Here is a 16,679-nt window from a genome sequence, read left to right as displayed (position 1 = left end):
CGCCAAACCGCCTCGCGCGATGCTCGGGAACGCATTGCCGTTCGCGGGTGCATCGCGCGTTCCAGGGCGTCAGAGCTGCGCGAGGCGCTCGAGCGCGGTCGCGAGCGTACTTTCCTGCTTGGCGAAGCAGAACCGCACGACGCCTGATTCGTGCGGCTCGTGATAGAACGCCGACACCGGAATGGCCGCCACGCCGATCTCCGCCGTGAGCCACTTCGAGAATTCGGCTTCGGGCAGGTCGCTGATCGCCGAATAATCCACGCACTGGAAGTACGTGCCCTCGCACGGCAGCAGCTTGAAGCGCGAATTCGCGAGGCCGGCGCGGAAGAAGTCGCGTTTTTTCTGATAGAACGCCGGCAGTTCCAGATACGGCTTGGGATCGCGCAGATAGTGCGCGAGACCCACCTGCATCGGCGTGTTCACGGTGAACACGTTGAACTGGTGCACTTTTCGGAATTCGGCCGTGAGCGGCGCGGGCGCCGCCACGTAGCCGACTTTCCAGCCCGTCACGTGAAATGTCTTGCCGAAGCTCGACACGATGAAGCTGCGCGCGGCGAGCTCCGGATAGCGCGCGACGCTCTCGTGCGGCTGGCCGTCGTAGACCATGTGTTCGTAGACTTCGTCGGAGAGGATCAGCACGTTGGTGCCGCGCACAATCTCTTCGAGCTTGCGCATGTCCTCGGCGCGCCAGACCGTGCCCGTGGGGTTGTGCGGCGTATTGATGAGGATCAGGCGCGTCTTCGGCGTGATGGCCGCGGCAAGGCGGTCGAACGGAATCGCATAGTCGGGCGCTTCGAGCGTCACGAACACGGGCTTGCCGCCCGCGAGCTCGATTGACGGCAGATAGCTGTCGTAGGTCGGCTCCACCACGATCACTTCGTCGCCGGGATGCACCGTGCAGAGGATCGCCGTGAGCAGCGCCTGGGTGGCGCCCGCCGTCACCGTGACCTCGGTATTGGCGTCGTAGCGCCGGCCGTAGACATTCGCGATCTTCTCCGAGATGGCCTCGCGCAGCGCGGGCACCCCGGCCATCGGCGGATATTGGTTGTGACCGTCGCGCATGGCCTGCGCAACCGCGTCGACGATGCGCGAGTCGCAGTTGAAGTCGGGGAAGCCCTGGCCCAGGTTCACCGCGCCCTTTTCCGCGGCGAGCGCGCTCATGACCGTGAAGATCGTCGTGCCGACGTCGGGCAGGCGCGAGGGAAAAGAGGGCGAGAGCAGCGGGGTTTGCGACGGATCTTGCGAGGGATGCGGTGCGTTCATGGCGCTGGCGGAAGGAAGTCGGGAGAACGGGAAAGCTTGATTGTAGGCAAATCGTGCGGGCCGCGGGCACTCGGGCCGCGCGTAGCTGGGCTTTGGGCGCCAGGGCTGCCGGCCAGCTGGCTACGCGCCCGGCGTGCGGGGCGTGGAGCTAGGCCGCCGAAGTTTCCGCAGCGGCCAGCCCGCATTGCGCGACGAAAGCGTCGGGCGTGCCAATGCGAAAGCCGAAATCGCGCGCGATGCGCTTCGCGAGCTTGAGCACCGCACGGTCCTTCGACACGAGCCATGTGGCGCCACTTGCGCGCGCGAGCTCCAGAAACTTCTGGTCGTCGCGGTCGCGGCATTGGGGCAGCGCACGGGCGTCGGCGGGTGGCGCCGGTGGTTCGATCTGTTGCACGAGCGTTGTCAGCGCGGCAAGCGCAGCCGCTTTGTCGGTGCCGCGCCCCTGGAATTGCGGGTAGTCCAGCACGTGCGCGAGCTCGGCGTGGCAGCGCGCGTCGATCAGCGCCGCGAGCGCGCCGCGTTCGAGCGCGGCACGAATGGGGCGCGTATGCGGATCGTCGAACACGAGAATGTCGAGCCACACGTTCGAGTCGAGCACCACGGTGAGCGCAGCTTGCGCGAGTGTCGCGCGGGAATCGGCAGGGGCGTTGTCTGGGGGCGTAAAACCGGTCATTCGTGAATTCGCTACAATCGGGCTTTCGCCTTTGAATATCGGCACGCTGGTGCCTGCAAGCCTCTATGATAATCGTTCTGTCGCCGGCCAAATCGCTCGACTATGACACGCCGGCGCACATCGAAACCCACACGATCCCCGATTTCGTCGACGACGCTGCCGAGCTGATCGATGGCCTGCGCCGTCTTTCGCCCCAGCAGATCGGCACGCTCATGAGCATCTCGGACCCGCTCGCGCGCCTGAACTTCCAGCGCTACGCCGACTGGTCGCAGCACTTTAGCCAGACCAACGCGAAGCAGGCCGTGCTCGCGTTCAACGGCGACGTGTACGAGGGCTTCGACGCGAAATCGCTGTCTCACGCCGATCTCGACTACGCGCAACAGCACGTGCGCGTGCTTTCGGGCCTGTATGGCGTGCTGCGCCCGCTCGATCTGCTGCAGCCATATCGGCTGGAAATGGGCACGCGCTTCGAGAATGCGCGCGGCAAGGACCTGTACGCGTTCTGGGGCGAGCGCATCACGCACGCGCTGAACGCACAGCTTGAACGCAACCGGAAGGGCGCGCGTGTGCTGGTGAACTGCGCATCGAACGAGTACTTCAAGGCCGTGAAGCCGAAGCAGCTCGCGGCTCCGATCATCACGCCCGTCTTCGAAGACTGGAAGGGCGGCCGTTACAAGATCATCAGCTTCCACGCGAAGCGTGCGCGCGGATTGATGGCGCGATATGCGGTCGAGAACCGCATAGCCGAGCCCGAGGCGCTCAAGGTCTTCGATATTGAAGGCTACGCATTCGATGCAGAGGCATCGAACGATTCGACCTATGTATTCCGCCGGCGCCTGGCCGATTAAGCGGCGCTTGTGCCGTACGTGCCGCGCGTGCCGTGCGGATTGCTGACCCAGCGAAGGACACCGACATGACGATTTCCATTTCCAGCCATTTCGACGCGGGCGCGATCGAAGTGCTCTCGTGCGAGCAAGCCGACGACATCCGTCTGCGCGTGCGTGCCGACAATCAATCCGATTTCGCGCAGTGGTTCTATTTCCGCCTCACGGGCGGGCGCGGCGAGCGTTGCGTGATGACATTCGAGAACGCCTCGGCATGCGCATTCCCCGAGGGCTGGCGCGACTACCAGGCCGCGGCGAGCTACGATCGCGTGAACTGGTTCCGCGTGCCGACCTCTTACGATGGCAAGTCGCTCACCATCGACCATACGCCCGACTTCGACAGCATCTACTACGCGTATTTCGAGCCGTACAGCGAGGAGCGTCATTCCGAATTTCTCGGCGCGCTGCAGCAACTGCCGCACGCGACGCTCAGCGAACTCGGGCAGACGGTCGAGGGCCGGCCGATGACGCTGCTCTCGCTCGGCATGCCCGGCGACACCACTCCTGAAGGCCAGCCCAAGAAGACGGTCTGGATCATTGCGCGCCAGCATCCGGGCGAGTCGATGGCCGAGTGGTTCGTCGAAGGGCTCGTGAAGCGTCTGGCGGGCTGGGGCGACTGGGCGGGCGATCCGGTCGCGCGCAAGCTGCTCGACCGCGTGATCTTCCATATCGTGCCGAACATGAACCCGGACGGCAGCGTGCACGGCAACCTGCGCACCAACGCGGTGGGCGCGAATCTGAATCGCGAATGGATGGAGCCGGATGCGCAGCGCAGTCCCGAGGTGCTCGTCGTGCGCGACGCGATCGAGGCAACCGGCTGCGATATGTTCTTCGACATCCACGGCGACGAGACGCTGCCGTACGTGTTCGTGGCGGGCTCGGAGATGCTGCCCGGCTTCACCGAGCAGCAGCGCACCGAGCAGACGGCGTTCATCGAAGCGTTCAAGATTGCGAGCCCGGACTTCCAGGACAAGCATGGCTACGAGGCGAGCCGCTATCGTGAAGACGCGCTCAAGCTCGCGTCGAAGTACATCGGCCATCGCTACGGCTGCCTGTCGCTCACGCTCGAAATGCCGTTCAAGGACAACGCGAACCTGCCCGACGAGCGCGTGGGCTGGAACGGCGAGCGCAGCGCGGCGCTGGGCGCGGCCATGCTGCAAGCCATTTTGCGCCACGTCGAAACGTTCGCCTGACGCAAAGCCGCAGGCCTTCGCGGCGATGGCATGAAAAAAGGGGGAAGCGGTGCGAGCCGCTTCCCCCTTTGTCATGTGTGTCGCCTTCCGCGCGGGCGGCGCCAAGGCGTCATTGCGTGGTCGACTTCTTTTTCGTCGTCGACTTCTTTGCCGTTGACTTCGTCGTCGATTTGGCCGTCGACTTGGTGCCGCTCTTCGTGCTCGTCGCCGAAGACTTGTGGCTCGATTTGCCCGAAGTGGCTTTCTTGTGGCCCTTGCCCGTGGCTTTCTTCGACTTCGTGCCGTGCTTGCCGCTCACATGGGCTGTGGTGCCGCCCGTCGTGGCGCGAGGCTCGCTGCGCGCACGCAATGGCGGTACCGGATCGTTCCACGTGAACGCGAGGATCTGCTGGCCCACGTAGCCGCAGCGGAACTGCAGATCGTATGGCGCATGGCTACTGTCCTTCGGAATGCCGACGCCATTGACGGTAACGATCGTATCGACCTTCACGCGCTGCTTGCGTTCGTCGAACGAGTCGTTCCAGGGCGTCACGGTGGCATGCGCGCTATCGAAGGAGCTGGGCGGAAACTCGACGTGATCGAGCGCGTCCGAGGTGCTTGCGATGAAGTTGCCATGCGCGGCGCAACTGGCGACCAGCGGATCGGCATGCATCTGGGTAACGAAGGTGTTGGCGAGATCGCCTTGCTTGCTGGCAAGATCTGCTGGCTGATCGATCTGGCCGGCCGGGTCGCTCGGGTCGACCTGATCGGCTTGTGCGGGCGACGTGCAAATGAATGTGAGGCTCACGGCGCAGGCGGCCAGTCGGCCAAATACAGTCAGCAACTGGCGAGATGCGTTGTTGCGGTCCATCTGATTATTCTGGGTGAGGGGTGGGACGTCAGGCACCGTAAGATGCTGCGTCGCATGGATGAGTTCCAGTGCCGGACAAATATTTCGCGCAGCCAGATGGCGGGATCGTTTTCTGGTAAGGCTGGCGGGCATATTGCGGCTTGTGGCCGCGGCATGCGCTGGCGCCGGGTCATTCTAGCGCAGCGCTGCTGCGTGGCGACCGAGGAAACAGTCGACTACGCGTCAACCACACGTGTTGCGCGCCAATGGCCGCTCAGGTGCGCGGGCCGCCCAGCCGATAGCGCCGCACGTCATAGGTCGTGACCCATGCGGGGCGATAGACCGCGATCAGCGCCGTAGCCATGCCAGTAAACCAGGCCTCGCCGGACGCCAGCAGGAACACGCTGAAGGCATAGCCCGCAGGCACGGTGAGCATCGATCCGCCGTTGAGCGCGACATGGGTGCCGAGCGCCAGATAGGCGGCCGCGCTGACCGCGATGGCCGGCGATACGAAACCCTGGCCGACGATGAACATGAAGAGATTGCGCGGCAGCCACGCAGCGCAGGCGCGCTGCAGCAATGCCGATAGGGCCACCGGAAAGGCGCCGAACACGAGGAAGGTGAGTGCGACGCCGTCCCACGGCGCGTCGAAGACTACGGCGGCCAGCGCAACGACCACCGCCATGGCGATGAGCGCGAGCCCCCAGTCGAATAGTGTGACCATGAGGGTGGCGCCGAGCAGATGCAGCACGGTGCCGTCCTCGAGCCACGCATTGCTCGCCCACAGCACGGAGACGGCCACGATGATGGCGAGCCACACGTGCTGGAGCGTCGCGTCTTGCAGACGCTTGAACGGGTTATTCCATAGCGCGAGCGCGAGCAGGCCCCCGGCTGCAATCCATGCACCGACGATGACCCACAGCGGAAGCGGCGTATACAGGAACCCCATATGCTTCATATTACTCGTTGGAACGCAAAAGGTGTGCGCAGCTGGGCGGCACTTCCGGTTCTTCGTTGCTCGAGTCGGTTTCTGGGCGTGGCGTAACGGGGGCGGGTGCCGCGCCGCCGTAGGGCACGGTGGGCTCCGCGGCGATCGGTAGTGCCTCCACAGTGTCGTCTTGTCGCAACGGATAGCGGAACGACCGATCATCACGCGAGCGCAGCGGCACTGGACCGGGTTCGCCATACGTTGGCCTCGGCGCGCTGTCACGGCGCGTGCGCAGCACTTGTAGCTGACTCGACAGCAAGCCGTTGTAGATTGCCACGGCAGCGGCACGGTTGGGGGCGCCGAGTTGCTGGAAGATGCTCGCCAGATGGACTTTGACGGTGCCTTCGCTGATGCCGAGCGCCCGGGCGATCATCTTGTTCGTGCTGCCCATGTGGACGCAGCGGAGGATCTGCTCCTGGCGCGGCGATAGGCTCACTTTGAGATGGGCCTTGGATATATGCGCGGCGCTCTTGCTGTTGCGCCGCTGCGGCACGGGCCACGAGCCCGGTGGGCAGAACGAAGGGCCGAATACGTCGGCGGGCAGATGATCGCCGCCAAGGAGGATGAGCTCGAGCAGCTTGACGATGAGGATCGAGTCGGTGGTGCGCCGGATGATGCCGCGTGCGCCCTCGGAAAGCACCGCACGTACGGCGTGGGGCGGTTCGGTGCGGTCCACGAGGACGGCGACGGGCAGCGTCTGATGCCGGTTCGCGAAGTTGCGCAGCTCGCCCGGCCGGATGCCGTCGTGCCAGTCGATCACAAGCAGGTTCGGTGTGAAGCGCTGCATCGCGCGTTCGGCGCTGCGCCAGTCCGGCGCGTCGTTAAAGCGCGCGCGCCGGTCGATTTGTCGTAACAGCGCCTTGAGCCCCTCGCGCCGTTCGGCGTCCGGATTGAATACCGCAAACCGCATAGCCAAGCCCTCCTGTTGTGTACGGCCCCTCTCGAAATGTTGTGCGGTGCATGCCTTGCACTCGCTGCGTTAAACCGGGCCAACAGCACCATGATGACAAAAAGCTTGCGTCGTGGCGGCCTGTCCAGATGGCGTAGGACGTAGGGCAAAAAAAAGCCCCGCACTAAGGCGGGGCAGGGTAGGAATAAGCCGTATTGCTTAGTGGAAATGTGGCTGAACGGGCTCAGCATCTTCCGGCATTTCGGCGTGAACAATCTCACCGAGTGGGTCTGCATAGAGCGGCACGCCGCAATCGTCGCAATACTCAGGCTCGAAGCGGCCGGCATGGCGACGGATATCGGTGATGCCCGACTCCTTCAGCAGTGCGACGATCTCTTCGAGCGGGCCGGTGCCGGCATTTTCTTCGGACGGCTCTTCGTCGATCTCGGCGTCGCCGTTCTCGCGGCCATAGAGCGGCCAGACTACGCCGTACAGCACGTCATTGCTGCCGCGCTTCGTGAAGCCGACGCGATATTCGTCGATGCGTCGTTCGCCGAAGCCGGCGACAACGGCGCGCAGGTCCTGGGCGCTCGCGCCGATCGTGTCGAGCAGGTAGCGCACCGCGGTACGGATGGTGTGGGGGCGCACACGCTCGTCGGCGTCGCGGCAGGCCGAATAGTAGGCGTCCGGCAGCAGGCATTCGAACTCGCAACCGGGCATGACGATGGCGAGATTGGCGCCGCCTTGCGCGGTCCACTGTTCGAGGCACTGGCCACGCTCGATGCGGGCACCGTGCTCCTCTTCCTGCCAGCGAAAGAGCGGTGCGCCGACCGGCGCGGCGACCACGGCCAGCAGGAAGCGCGGATCGGCGAGGATCGGCGAAGTCTCTGGCAGCTCGCCCGCGCTGATTTTTGCCGCGGTGCCGCTCAGTGCGGCCTGCGAAAGCTGCTGGGCAAGCCGCCAGGTCTCGACGTGGTGGCGCGGGAGCTGGTCGATGCTATAGAGATAGGGTGCCATCGCGACGCGCGTGCCATTCGCCAGCACGTGTGCCTGGAGATGCGTGCGCAGGGCATCTGACGCATCCATCTTCAGCGGCCCCGACGGAATCACATAGCGCGTCCACGCAAGCACGGGTGCGGCGACGAGTAGCGCTTCATATTGCGTGCCGTCGTGCTCGACGAGGAACGACTCGCTGTGGGTCTCAGCCATATCGGCGAGCGCACCGTAGGCGTCCGGGTGGTTTTGCTGCAGGTGATCGAGCGCGGCGTCGAGCGTGGTCTGGTTGCCGTTGCGCACGACTTTCGCGAGCAGCGTGTCGAGCTTGGCCTCCCAGAAGCGGTCTTCGGTGCGGCTGCCCGAGGCGAACAGGGCGAGCGACAGGCCGACGAGCTTGTCGGCATCGGGAGGGAGGCGTTTGGCGATTCGCGAGCGCATAAATCCGTGAGTTGGGATGCAGAGAACCTCATATTCTAGTCTGTTCCGCGCGGGCCATCGGTTTGCCCTACAGAGCGACCAGAGGAGAGTGTACGGAGCGGCGGCCTGGCACTTCGCCCAGGCGCTGGAAAAGCCGTTGTTCGGTGCATCGGCGCCTATGCGTAGTATTGAGCGACGACCGTATCAGGGGGGGAGGACGGGCGGTTAAAAAACCCCCTTGCCAGATGACATCCCTGTGACTAGAATTCAGTCCCTTCGCTTGCGGCGGTTTGCGCAGCGAAGGCCGCCGCGAGAAACGGCGGGATGCGGGGAGTCGACAGTTTTTAAACGGTGACGTTAAAAAAGATGTTGACGAAACGCGAAAGAGTCTGCATAATCTCGTTTCTCTGCTGCTGACGCAGCAACGCAGAAAACGCCGGGCAGTAACGCAGTAAGCCGGTGGGTTTCGCGATCGATCTTTAAAAATTTACAGCCGATAAGTGTGGGCGCTTGATGAGTTTCAGCGGCCTGACGGTCCTTCGGGGCGGTCAGGAGTAGCGAAAGTATCAAGAGTCTCACACTAAAGTAAGTCAGGTTTTTGAATTTATTCAAATTCCTGTCAGCTTTGAGTGAGCGACCGGTTCTTAACTGAACCGAAAACAGTAACAGGTTTGAACTGAAGAGTTTGATCCTGGCTCAGATTGAACGCTGGCGGCATGCCTTACACATGCAAGTCGAACGGCAGCGCGGGAGCAATCCTGGCGGCGAGTGGCGAACGGGTGAGTAATACATCGGAACGTGTCCTGTAGTGGGGGATAGCCCGGCGAAAGCCGGATTAATACCGCATACGATCTACGGATGAAAGCGGGGGATCGCAAGACCTCGCGCTATAGGGGCGGCCGATGGCGGATTAGCTAGTTGGTGGGGTAAAGGCCTACCAAGGCGACGATCCGTAGCTGGTCTGAGAGGACGACCAGCCACACTGGGACTGAGACACGGCCCAGACTCCTACGGGAGGCAGCAGTGGGGAATTTTGGACAATGGGGGCAACCCTGATCCAGCAATGCCGCGTGTGTGAAGAAGGCCTTCGGGTTGTAAAGCACTTTTGTCCGGAAAGAAATCCTTTTCGATAATACCGAAGGGGGATGACGGTACCGGAAGAATAAGCACCGGCTAACTACGTGCCAGCAGCCGCGGTAATACGTAGGGTGCGAGCGTTAATCGGAATTACTGGGCGTAAAGCGTGCGCAGGCGGTGATGTAAGACCGATGTGAAATCCCCGGGCTTAACCTGGGAACTGCATTGGTGACTGCATCGCTGGAGTATGGCAGAGGGGGGTAGAATTCCACGTGTAGCAGTGAAATGCGTAGAGATGTGGAGGAATACCGATGGCGAAGGCAGCCCCCTGGGCCAATACTGACGCTCATGCACGAAAGCGTGGGGAGCAAACAGGATTAGATACCCTGGTAGTCCACGCCCTAAACGATGTCAACTGGTTGTCGGGCCTTCATTGGCTTGGTAACGTAGCTAACGCGTGAAGTTGACCGCCCGGGAGTACGGTCGCAAGATTAAAACTCAAAGGAATTGACGGGGACCCGCACAAGCGGTGGATGATGTGGATTAATTCGATGCAACGCGAAAAACCTTACCTACCCTTGACATGTACGGAATCCTGCTGAGAGGTGGGAGTGCCCGAAAGGGAGCCGTAACACAGGTGCTGCATGGCTGTCGTCAGCTCGTGTCGTGAGATGTTGGGTTAAGTCCCGCAACGAGCGCAACCCTTGTCCCCAGTTGCTACGCAAGAGCACTCCGGGGAGACTGCCGGTGACAAACCGGAGGAAGGTGGGGATGACGTCAAGTCCTCATGGCCCTTATGGGTAGGGCTTCACACGTCATACAATGGTCGGAACAGAGGGTTGCCAAGCCGCGAGGTGGAGCCAATCCCAGAAAACCGATCGTAGTCCGGATCGCAGTCTGCAACTCGACTGCGTGAAGCTGGAATCGCTAGTAATCGCGGATCAGCATGCCGCGGTGAATACGTTCCCGGGTCTTGTACACACCGCCCGTCACACCATGGGAGTGGGTTTTGCCAGAAGTGGCTAGTCTAACCGCAAGGAGGACGGTCACCACGGCAGGATTCATGACTGGGGTGAAGTCGTAACAAGGTAGCCGTATCGGAAGGTGCGGCTGGATCACCTCCTTTCCAGAGCTCATCGCTTAAGCTTGTTAAAGCGCTCACACTTGTCGGCTGTAGAAAAGACAGACTCAGGGGTCTGTAGCTCAGTCGGTTAGAGCACCGTCTTGATAAGGCGGGGGTCGATGGTTCGAATCCATCCAGACCCACCAACTGGTCTGACGAGCAATCCCCTAAGTTGCATGACTGGGGGATTAGCTCAGCTGGGAGAGCACCTGCTTTGCAAGCAGGGGGTCGTCGGTTCGATCCCGTCATCCTCCACCAATCCTCAATGCCTAGTGTCCGGTAGAAACACAAACCGGGTATTACGCATTGGCGATTGAGCCAGTCAGAGCGATGTGAGTAAAACCATATCGGCTGTCGTTCTTTAACAATCAGGAAGAAGTAGTAAAGAGATTCATTCGAAAGCGGGCAGAGATGACCGTCGAGTAGATGAATCAGGGTTGTGATTGTATCAATGTATTTTTAAGTGATCGAAAGATTGCCTTGAAATACGGCGCAACACGAATACTCAACCTGTAATGAGTGGTCCGACGCGAGCAATCGCCGCAAGACACACCCGTTATAGGGTCAAGCGAACAAGTGCATGTGGTGGATGCCTTGGCGATCACAGGCGATGAAGGACGCGGTAGCCTGCGAAAAGCTACGGGGAGCTGGCAAACAAGCTTTGATCCGTAGATGTCCGAATGGGGAAACCCACTCCGTATGGAGTATCCATGGCTGAATACATAGGCCATGTGAAGCGAACGCGGCGAACTGAAACATCTAAGTAGCCGCAGGAAAAGAAATCAACCGAGATTCCCAGAGTAGTGGCGAGCGAAATGGGACCAGCCTGTACTCTTTATCTGTATTGTCAGCCGAACGCTCTGGAAAGTGCGGCCATAGTGGGTGATAGCCCCGTAGGCGAAGGCAGTATGGAAGAACTGGGTGTACGACAAGTAGGGCGGGACACGTGAAATCCTGTCTGAAGATGGGGGGACCATCCTCCAAGGCTAAATACTCGTGATCGACCGATAGTGAACCAGTACCGTGAGGGAAAGGCGAAAAGAACCCCGGGGGAGTGAAATAGATCCTGAAACCGCATGCATACAAACAGTCGGAGCCTCGCAAGGGGTGACGGCGTACCTTTTGTATAATGGGTCAGCGACTTACATTCAGTGGCAAGCTTAACCGAATAGGGCAGGCGTAGCGAAAGCGAGTCCGAACAGGGCGTTCAGTCGCTGGGTGTAGACCCGAAACCAGGTGATCTATCCATGGCCAGGTTGAAGGCACGGTAACACGTGCTGGAGGACCGAACCCACTAACGTTGAAAAGTTAGGGATGAGCTGTGGATAGGGGTGAAAGGCTAAACAAACCTGGAAATAGCTGGTTCTCTCCGAAAACTATTTAGGTAGTGCCTCGTGTATCACCTTCGGGGGTAGAGCACTGTCATGGTTGAAGGGTCCATTGCGGATTACTTCGCCATAGCAAACTCCGAATACCGAAGAGTGCAATCACGGGAGACAGACATCGGGTGCTAACGTCCGGTGTCAAGAGGGAAACAACCCAGACCGCCAGCTAAGGTCCCCAAATATGACTAAGTGGGAAACGAAGTGGGAAGGCTAAAACAGTCAGGAGGTTGGCTTAGAAGCAGCCACCCTTTAAAGAAAGCGTAATAGCTCACTGATCGAGTCGTCCTGCGCGGAAGATGTAACGGGGCTAAGTCATATACCGAAGCTGCGGATGCGAGCTAGTCTCGCATGGTAGGAGAGCGTTCTGTAAGCCTGCGAAGGTGCATCGGAAGGTGTGCTGGAGGTATCAGAAGTGCGAATGCTGACATGAGTAGCGATAAAGGGGGTGAAAGGCCCCCTCGCCGTAAGCCCAAGGTTTCCTACGCAACGTTCATCGGCGTAGGGTGAGTCGGCCCCTAAGGCGAGGCAGAAATGCGTAGCTGATGGGAAGCAGGTCAATATTCCTGCACCATTGTTGAATGCGATGGGGACGGATCGCGGAAGGTTGTCCGGGTGTTGGAAGTCCCGGTCCTTGCATTGGAGAAGGCGCTTTGGCAAATCCGGGCGCGGAATTCAAGGGTGCGAGGCCATCCACCTAGGTGGAGAAGCAACTGGAAGTGGTTCCAAGAAAAGCCTCTAAGCTTCAGTTCAACAGTGACCGTACCGCAAACCGACACAGGTGGGCGAGATGAGTATTCTAAGGCGCTTGAGAGAACTCGGGAGAAGGAACTCGGCAAATTGGTACCGTAACTTCGGGATAAGGTACGCCTAGCTTGACTGGCTCGCGCCAGAAGGGTGAAGGGGTTGCAATAAACTGGTGGCTGCGACTGTTTAATAAAAACACAGCACTCTGCAAACACGAAAGTGGACGTATAGGGTGTGACGCCTGCCCGGTGCCGGAAGATTAAATGATGGGGTGCAAGCTCTTGATTGAAGTCCCGGTAAACGGCGGCCGTAACTATAACGGTCCTAAGGTAGCGAAATTCCTTGTCGGGTAAGTTCCGACCTGCACGAATGGCGTAACGATGGCCACACTGTCTCCTCCCGAGACTCAGCGAAGTTGAAGTGTTTGTGATGATGCAATCTCCCCGCGGCTAGACGGAAAGACCCCATGAACCTTTACTGCAGCTTTGCATTGGACTTTGAACCGGTTTGTGTAGGATAGGTGGGAGGCTATGAAGTGTGGACGCTAGTCTGCATGGAGCCGTCCTTGAAATACCACCCTGATCTGTTTGAGGTTCTAACCTTGGTCCGTTATCCGGATCGGGGACAGTGCATGGCAGGCAGTTTGACTGGGGCGGTCTCCTCCCAAAGGGTAACGGAGGAGTACGAAGGTACGCTAGGTACGGTCGGAAATCGTGCTGATAGTGCAATGGCATAAGCGTGCTTGACTGCGAGACTGACAAGTCGAGCAGGTGCGAAAGCAGGTCATAGTGATCCGGTGGTTCTGTATGGAAGGGCCATCGCTCAACGGATAAAAGGTACTCTGGGGATAACAGGCTGATACCGCCCAAGAGTTCATATCGACGGCGGTGTTTGGCACCTCGATGTCGGCTCATCTCATCCGGGCTGTAGCCGGTCCCAAGGGTATGGCTGTTCGCCATTTAAAGAGGTACGTGAGCTGGGTTTAAAACGTCGTGAGACAGTTTGGTCCCTATCTGCCGTGGGCGCTGGAAGTTTGAGGGGGCCTGCTCCTAGTACGAGAGGACCGGAGTGGACGAACCTCTGGTGTACCGGTTGTGACGCCAGTCGCATCGCCGGGTAGCTATGTTCGGAAGAGATAACCGCTGAAAGCATCTAAGCGGGAAACTCGCCTCAAGATGAGACTTCCCGGGGACTTTGATCCCCTTGAAGGGTCGTTCGAGACCGTGACGTTGATAGGTCAGGTGTGGAAGCGCAGTAATGCGTTAAGCTAACTGATACTAATTGCCCGTAAGGCTTGATCCTATAACAGGTGTGTTTTATACACGCATGGTTGAGTGATCACGTGTTGTGCCGATCTAAACAACACAACCCCAATCAGCAAAACCTCTTTACGCTTCTTCCAGATTGGCTGTGGCGCGAGCATCGCGACGCAGCAACCCGTCAAGCCTGATGACCATAGCGAGTCGGTCCCACCCCTTCCCATCCCGAACAGGACCGTGAAACGACTCTACGCCGATGATAGTGCGGATTGCCCGTGTGAAAGTAGGTAATCGTCAGGCTCCTTATGCAGTACGTCCAGAACCCCGGTGGCTCCGAAAGAGCACCGGGGTTCTGGCGTTTACGCGCAAGGAATTGCGAGAGGCGCGCTGAGCTTTTCAGGCTCAGGCCTCAGATCAGGGCAACAAAAACACCCCCGCGGCTGGCTAATCCAGCCGCGCCGGAAGAAAGCTCACCGAGATGCATGGAGACCGTTCGGCGGCCTCCATGTGCCAACTCAGTGCCTGCGACGCATACGATCGAGCACGTGATGCTCGGCCAGCCAGTGGTGCATCATGCCCTCGCCGTTGTGCTCCTGCTTGTAGGCACGCGATTCGAAAATCGATAGCCCGAGCAGAACCAGCAGACCGACAGCAAGACCGATCAGACCCGCAATAGTTTCGGCATCCATGGCAGCCTCCTTCGGTTGCAGCCATGTGAGTATCTTAGAACAGAGCCAGGCAGGAAAAAAATAGCAATGTTCGCGAGCCGTCGAATGTGTGGTGCACACGTTAGACTGCTGCATGGCAACATTATTTGAGGGAGTTTGCGTTGATGTCACGTGCCTGGCTGGCCATTGCAATGGCCGCACTGCTTTCCGCTTGCGCCGACGATGGAGCGAGCAAACATCACGGGCCGCCGCCCCACGATCCTGCTGACTACCACGGCGTTCCGACCGACGATCGTCCTCCGATGATGATCGAAACGCCGCCGGCACAGTAGAGCATCAGCGGATAGAACAGGCGCCTCAGGGCGCCTGTTGCACTTTGGTGGCTTGAATGGCGCCGGTGATCCGGGGCAGTAGCGGGGAGAGGGTCAAACCGCGTGCCGCCATGAAGATCAGCAGCGCGATCCAGAGCCCGTGATTGCCGAAGGGGCCAACAAGGGCCCACGAAGCGGCGAGAAACACGACCAGCGAGGCAGCCATTCCTTGCATCAACTCACGCGTGCGCGTGGCCCCGATGAATACTCCATCGAGCAGGAAGCCCCACACCGAAACGAGCGGCGAAAGCGCCGCCCATGGCAAAAAGGTTTGCGCGGCAGCGCGCACGGCGGGTTGATCGGTCAATTTGTCGATGATCCACGTACCGGCGCCCCAGTAGACCGCCGAGAATCCGAGCGCGCCGAGCGTCGCCCAGAAGAGGTTCACCTTCACCGCTTGCCGAAAGGCGTCACGGTCGCGCGCGCCGATCGCAGCGCCCACGAGCGCTTCAGCGGCGTGAGCGAAGCCGTCTAGCCCGTATGCCATGAATGTCTGAAAGTTGAGCAGCAGCGCATTGGCTGCAAGGATGGTATCGCCTTGTCTTGCGCCCGCATGCGCGAACCAGCCGAACGATCCCAGCAGGCACATCGTGCGCAGAAAGATGTCGCGATTGATCGCGATGAGGCGCTTGAGCGCCGCCGGTTCGACGATCGTGCGCCACACGAGCGGCGCGAGGCCGCGCGGCCGCAGATGCCAAAGTACCGCCGCCCCGAACGCAAAGCCGACTGTGTCGGCGGTGGCCGTCGCCGCGCCTATCCCCGCAATGCCCCAGCCTAATCCATAGACGTAAGCAAGCACGGCGATCACGTTGACGACGTTGATGAGCACTTGCGAGATCAGAGCGATACGCACGCGCTGTGTGCCAAGCAGGTAGCCGAGCACGACATAGTTCGCCAGCGCAAACGGCGCCGAGCCGATGCGTGCATGGCAATAGAGGCGCGCGTTGCGCTGCACTTCGTCGCTGCCGCCGATCAACTCGAGGACATAGCGGATCAGCGGCGACTGCAACAGCAAGATCAGCGCACCGATGCCAAAGGCAAGCAGCAATGCTCGCACGACGTTTGCGCGCAATGCCGGCTGATCGTCGGCGCCGAAGGCTTGCGCGACGAGCCCGGTGGTGCCCATGCGCAGGAAGCCGAAGCCCCAGAAGACGCAGTTGAAAAAGAGGCCGCCGAGCGCCACACCGCCGAGATCGGCGGCGCTGCCCAGGTGACCGGCAACGGCGGTATCTACGGCGCCGAGAATCGGCTGCGTGAGATTCGCGAGGACGATCGGAATGGCAAGCATCAACACGCGCCGATGCCAGCCACGGCGCGCCGGAAGTGCCAGATTCTCGCTCAACTGCGTTCCTGCACGCAGACCCACGGTGATACCACGACCGCCCAGAGCTCCGGCTTGCGCGCGGCGTAGTCGGCGGCGGTCGAGGCCTGCATGCGCTCGACGAGGCCGGCGGAGAGCCATTGCGTCACTTGCGTGCTGTCGTCGGTGGCGATGGCTTCGGCGACGCTCACGAGGTCGAGGTCGCGCGCGACCGCGAGCAGCTTGCCCTGTGCGAAGAATCGTTCGAGGTCCTGCCAGTCGATCTTGGCGGTCTCGCCGAGCAACTTGGCGTAGAGCGGGCCAGGGGCGTCGTCGTGGGGAGTCGTGGCGTCGGTAGTCATGATCTTGGGTAGGGAGTTGCGGCCGTTACTATAAACGATAGGTTGCGGGCGGGCGGCCTGTCGACTGGCATCGGCGCCGGGTATCGATCGAGAGCGTGCTGCATACCCGCACGATCCGCGTGAGTGGGGCAGGCGATCAGGAAATGAGCACGCCAATGTGCAGTAGAAAGCCCATATGCAAATCGACTAACGATGATTAATCGGACAAAAGCGCAAACCGGCAAATTAGCAAAACGTCTGAATAAAGACGTCAATCGC

Annotated in this window: 11 protein-coding genes, 2 tRNA genes and 3 rRNA genes; 7 read left to right on the top strand and 9 right to left on the bottom strand. The window is 60.5% G+C overall.

The features are described from left to right. Window positions 1-69 precede the first annotated feature (69 nt). Complete coding sequence (locus E1956_RS13120; RefSeq protein ID WP_134749471.1) at window positions 70-1,263, bottom strand: pyridoxal phosphate-dependent aminotransferase; 1,194 nt, start codon at window positions 1,261-1,263, stop codon at window positions 70-72. A 148-nt stretch (window positions 1,264-1,411) separates the two neighbouring features. After that, window positions 1,412-1,936 (bottom strand): putative toxin-antitoxin system toxin component, PIN family, encoded by a 525-nt coding sequence (locus tag E1956_RS13115; RefSeq protein ID WP_134749469.1) that lies wholly within the window; start codon window positions 1,934-1,936, stop codon window positions 1,412-1,414. A 65-nt stretch (window positions 1,937-2,001) separates the two neighbouring features. Here E1956_RS13115 and yaaA point away from each other — a divergent pair, with 65 nt between their 5' ends. Together yaaA and E1956_RS13105 are read left to right on the top strand one after the other, a co-directional pair. Further along, on the top strand, window positions 2,002-2,784 hold the full coding sequence (gene yaaA / locus E1956_RS13110) for a peroxide stress protein YaaA (RefSeq protein WP_134749466.1): 783 nt from the start codon (window positions 2,002-2,004) through the stop codon (window positions 2,782-2,784). 65 nt (window positions 2,785-2,849) lie between these two features. Next, window positions 2,850-4,013: a M14 family metallopeptidase gene (locus E1956_RS13105; protein WP_134749464.1), complete on the top strand. Its 1,164-nt coding sequence runs from the start codon at window positions 2,850-2,852 to the stop codon at window positions 4,011-4,013. A 109-nt stretch (window positions 4,014-4,122) separates the two neighbouring features. Here E1956_RS13105 and E1956_RS13100 read toward each other — a convergent pair whose 3' ends face one another. From E1956_RS13100 to E1956_RS13085, 4 genes are all read right to left on the bottom strand, one after another. Further along, entirely contained in the window at window positions 4,123-4,863 is a 741-nt protein-coding gene (locus tag E1956_RS13100) for a BspC domain-containing protein (protein WP_134749461.1), read from the bottom strand. A 253-nt stretch (window positions 4,864-5,116) separates the two neighbouring features. After that, window positions 5,117-5,791 carry an energy-coupling factor ABC transporter permease gene (locus E1956_RS13095; protein ID WP_134750599.1) on the bottom strand — a complete coding sequence of 225 codons (675 nt, stop codon included), beginning with the start codon at window positions 5,789-5,791 and terminating at the stop codon, window positions 5,117-5,119. A gap of 10 nt (window positions 5,792-5,801) precedes the next feature. After that, complete coding sequence (locus E1956_RS13090) at window positions 5,802-6,740, bottom strand: LuxR family transcriptional regulator (protein WP_134749459.1); 939 nt, start codon at window positions 6,738-6,740, stop codon at window positions 5,802-5,804. 198 nt (window positions 6,741-6,938) lie between these two features. After that, window positions 6,939-8,153 (bottom strand): DUF2863 family protein, encoded by a 1,215-nt coding sequence (locus tag E1956_RS13085; RefSeq protein ID WP_134749456.1) that lies wholly within the window; start codon window positions 8,151-8,153, stop codon window positions 6,939-6,941. A 652-nt stretch (window positions 8,154-8,805) separates the two neighbouring features. Here E1956_RS13085 and E1956_RS13075 point away from each other — a divergent pair. The 5 genes from E1956_RS13075 (at window position 8,806) to rrf (ending at window position 14,020) form a co-directional block, all read left to right on the top strand. Continuing rightward, a 16S ribosomal RNA gene (locus E1956_RS13075) occupies window positions 8,806-10,335 on the top strand. A 66-nt stretch (window positions 10,336-10,401) separates the two neighbouring features. Beyond that, a tRNA-Ile gene (locus E1956_RS13070) sits at window positions 10,402-10,478 on the top strand. Between the two features lie 36 nt (window positions 10,479-10,514). Further along, window positions 10,515-10,590 (top strand) — tRNA-Ala (locus E1956_RS13065). A 304-nt stretch (window positions 10,591-10,894) separates the two neighbouring features. After that, window positions 10,895-13,763: ribosomal RNA gene (locus tag E1956_RS13060) — 23S ribosomal RNA — on the top strand. 143 nt (window positions 13,764-13,906) lie between these two features. After that, window positions 13,907-14,020, top strand: a 5S ribosomal RNA gene (gene rrf, locus E1956_RS13055). Together the 16S, 23S and 5S rRNA genes with 2 tRNA genes alongside form the textbook arrangement of a ribosomal RNA operon. A gap of 215 nt (window positions 14,021-14,235) precedes the next feature. Here rrf and E1956_RS46115 read toward each other — a convergent pair. From E1956_RS46115 to E1956_RS13045, 3 genes are all read right to left on the bottom strand, one after another. Beyond that, complete coding sequence (locus E1956_RS46115) at window positions 14,236-14,409, bottom strand: hypothetical protein (RefSeq protein ID WP_165976554.1); 174 nt, start codon at window positions 14,407-14,409, stop codon at window positions 14,236-14,238. Window positions 14,410-14,745: 336 nt separating this feature from the next. Next, a complete protein-coding gene (locus tag E1956_RS13050) occupies window positions 14,746-16,047 on the bottom strand; it encodes an MATE family efflux transporter (protein ID WP_232071437.1) in 1,302 nt (433 codons plus the stop codon). A gap of 50 nt (window positions 16,048-16,097) precedes the next feature. Continuing rightward, window positions 16,098-16,421: a DUF2288 domain-containing protein gene (locus tag E1956_RS13045; protein ID WP_134749450.1), complete on the bottom strand. Its 324-nt coding sequence runs from the start codon at window positions 16,419-16,421 to the stop codon at window positions 16,098-16,100. Window positions 16,422-16,679 lie beyond the last annotated feature (258 nt).

The organism is Paraburkholderia pallida (assembly GCF_004524855.1).
Taxonomy (GTDB): Bacteria; Pseudomonadota; Gammaproteobacteria; order Burkholderiales; family Burkholderiaceae; genus Paraburkholderia; species Paraburkholderia oxyphila.
The sequence above is the reverse complement of the archived record's forward strand: the minus strand, read 5'-3'. Positions and strand labels throughout refer to the sequence as shown.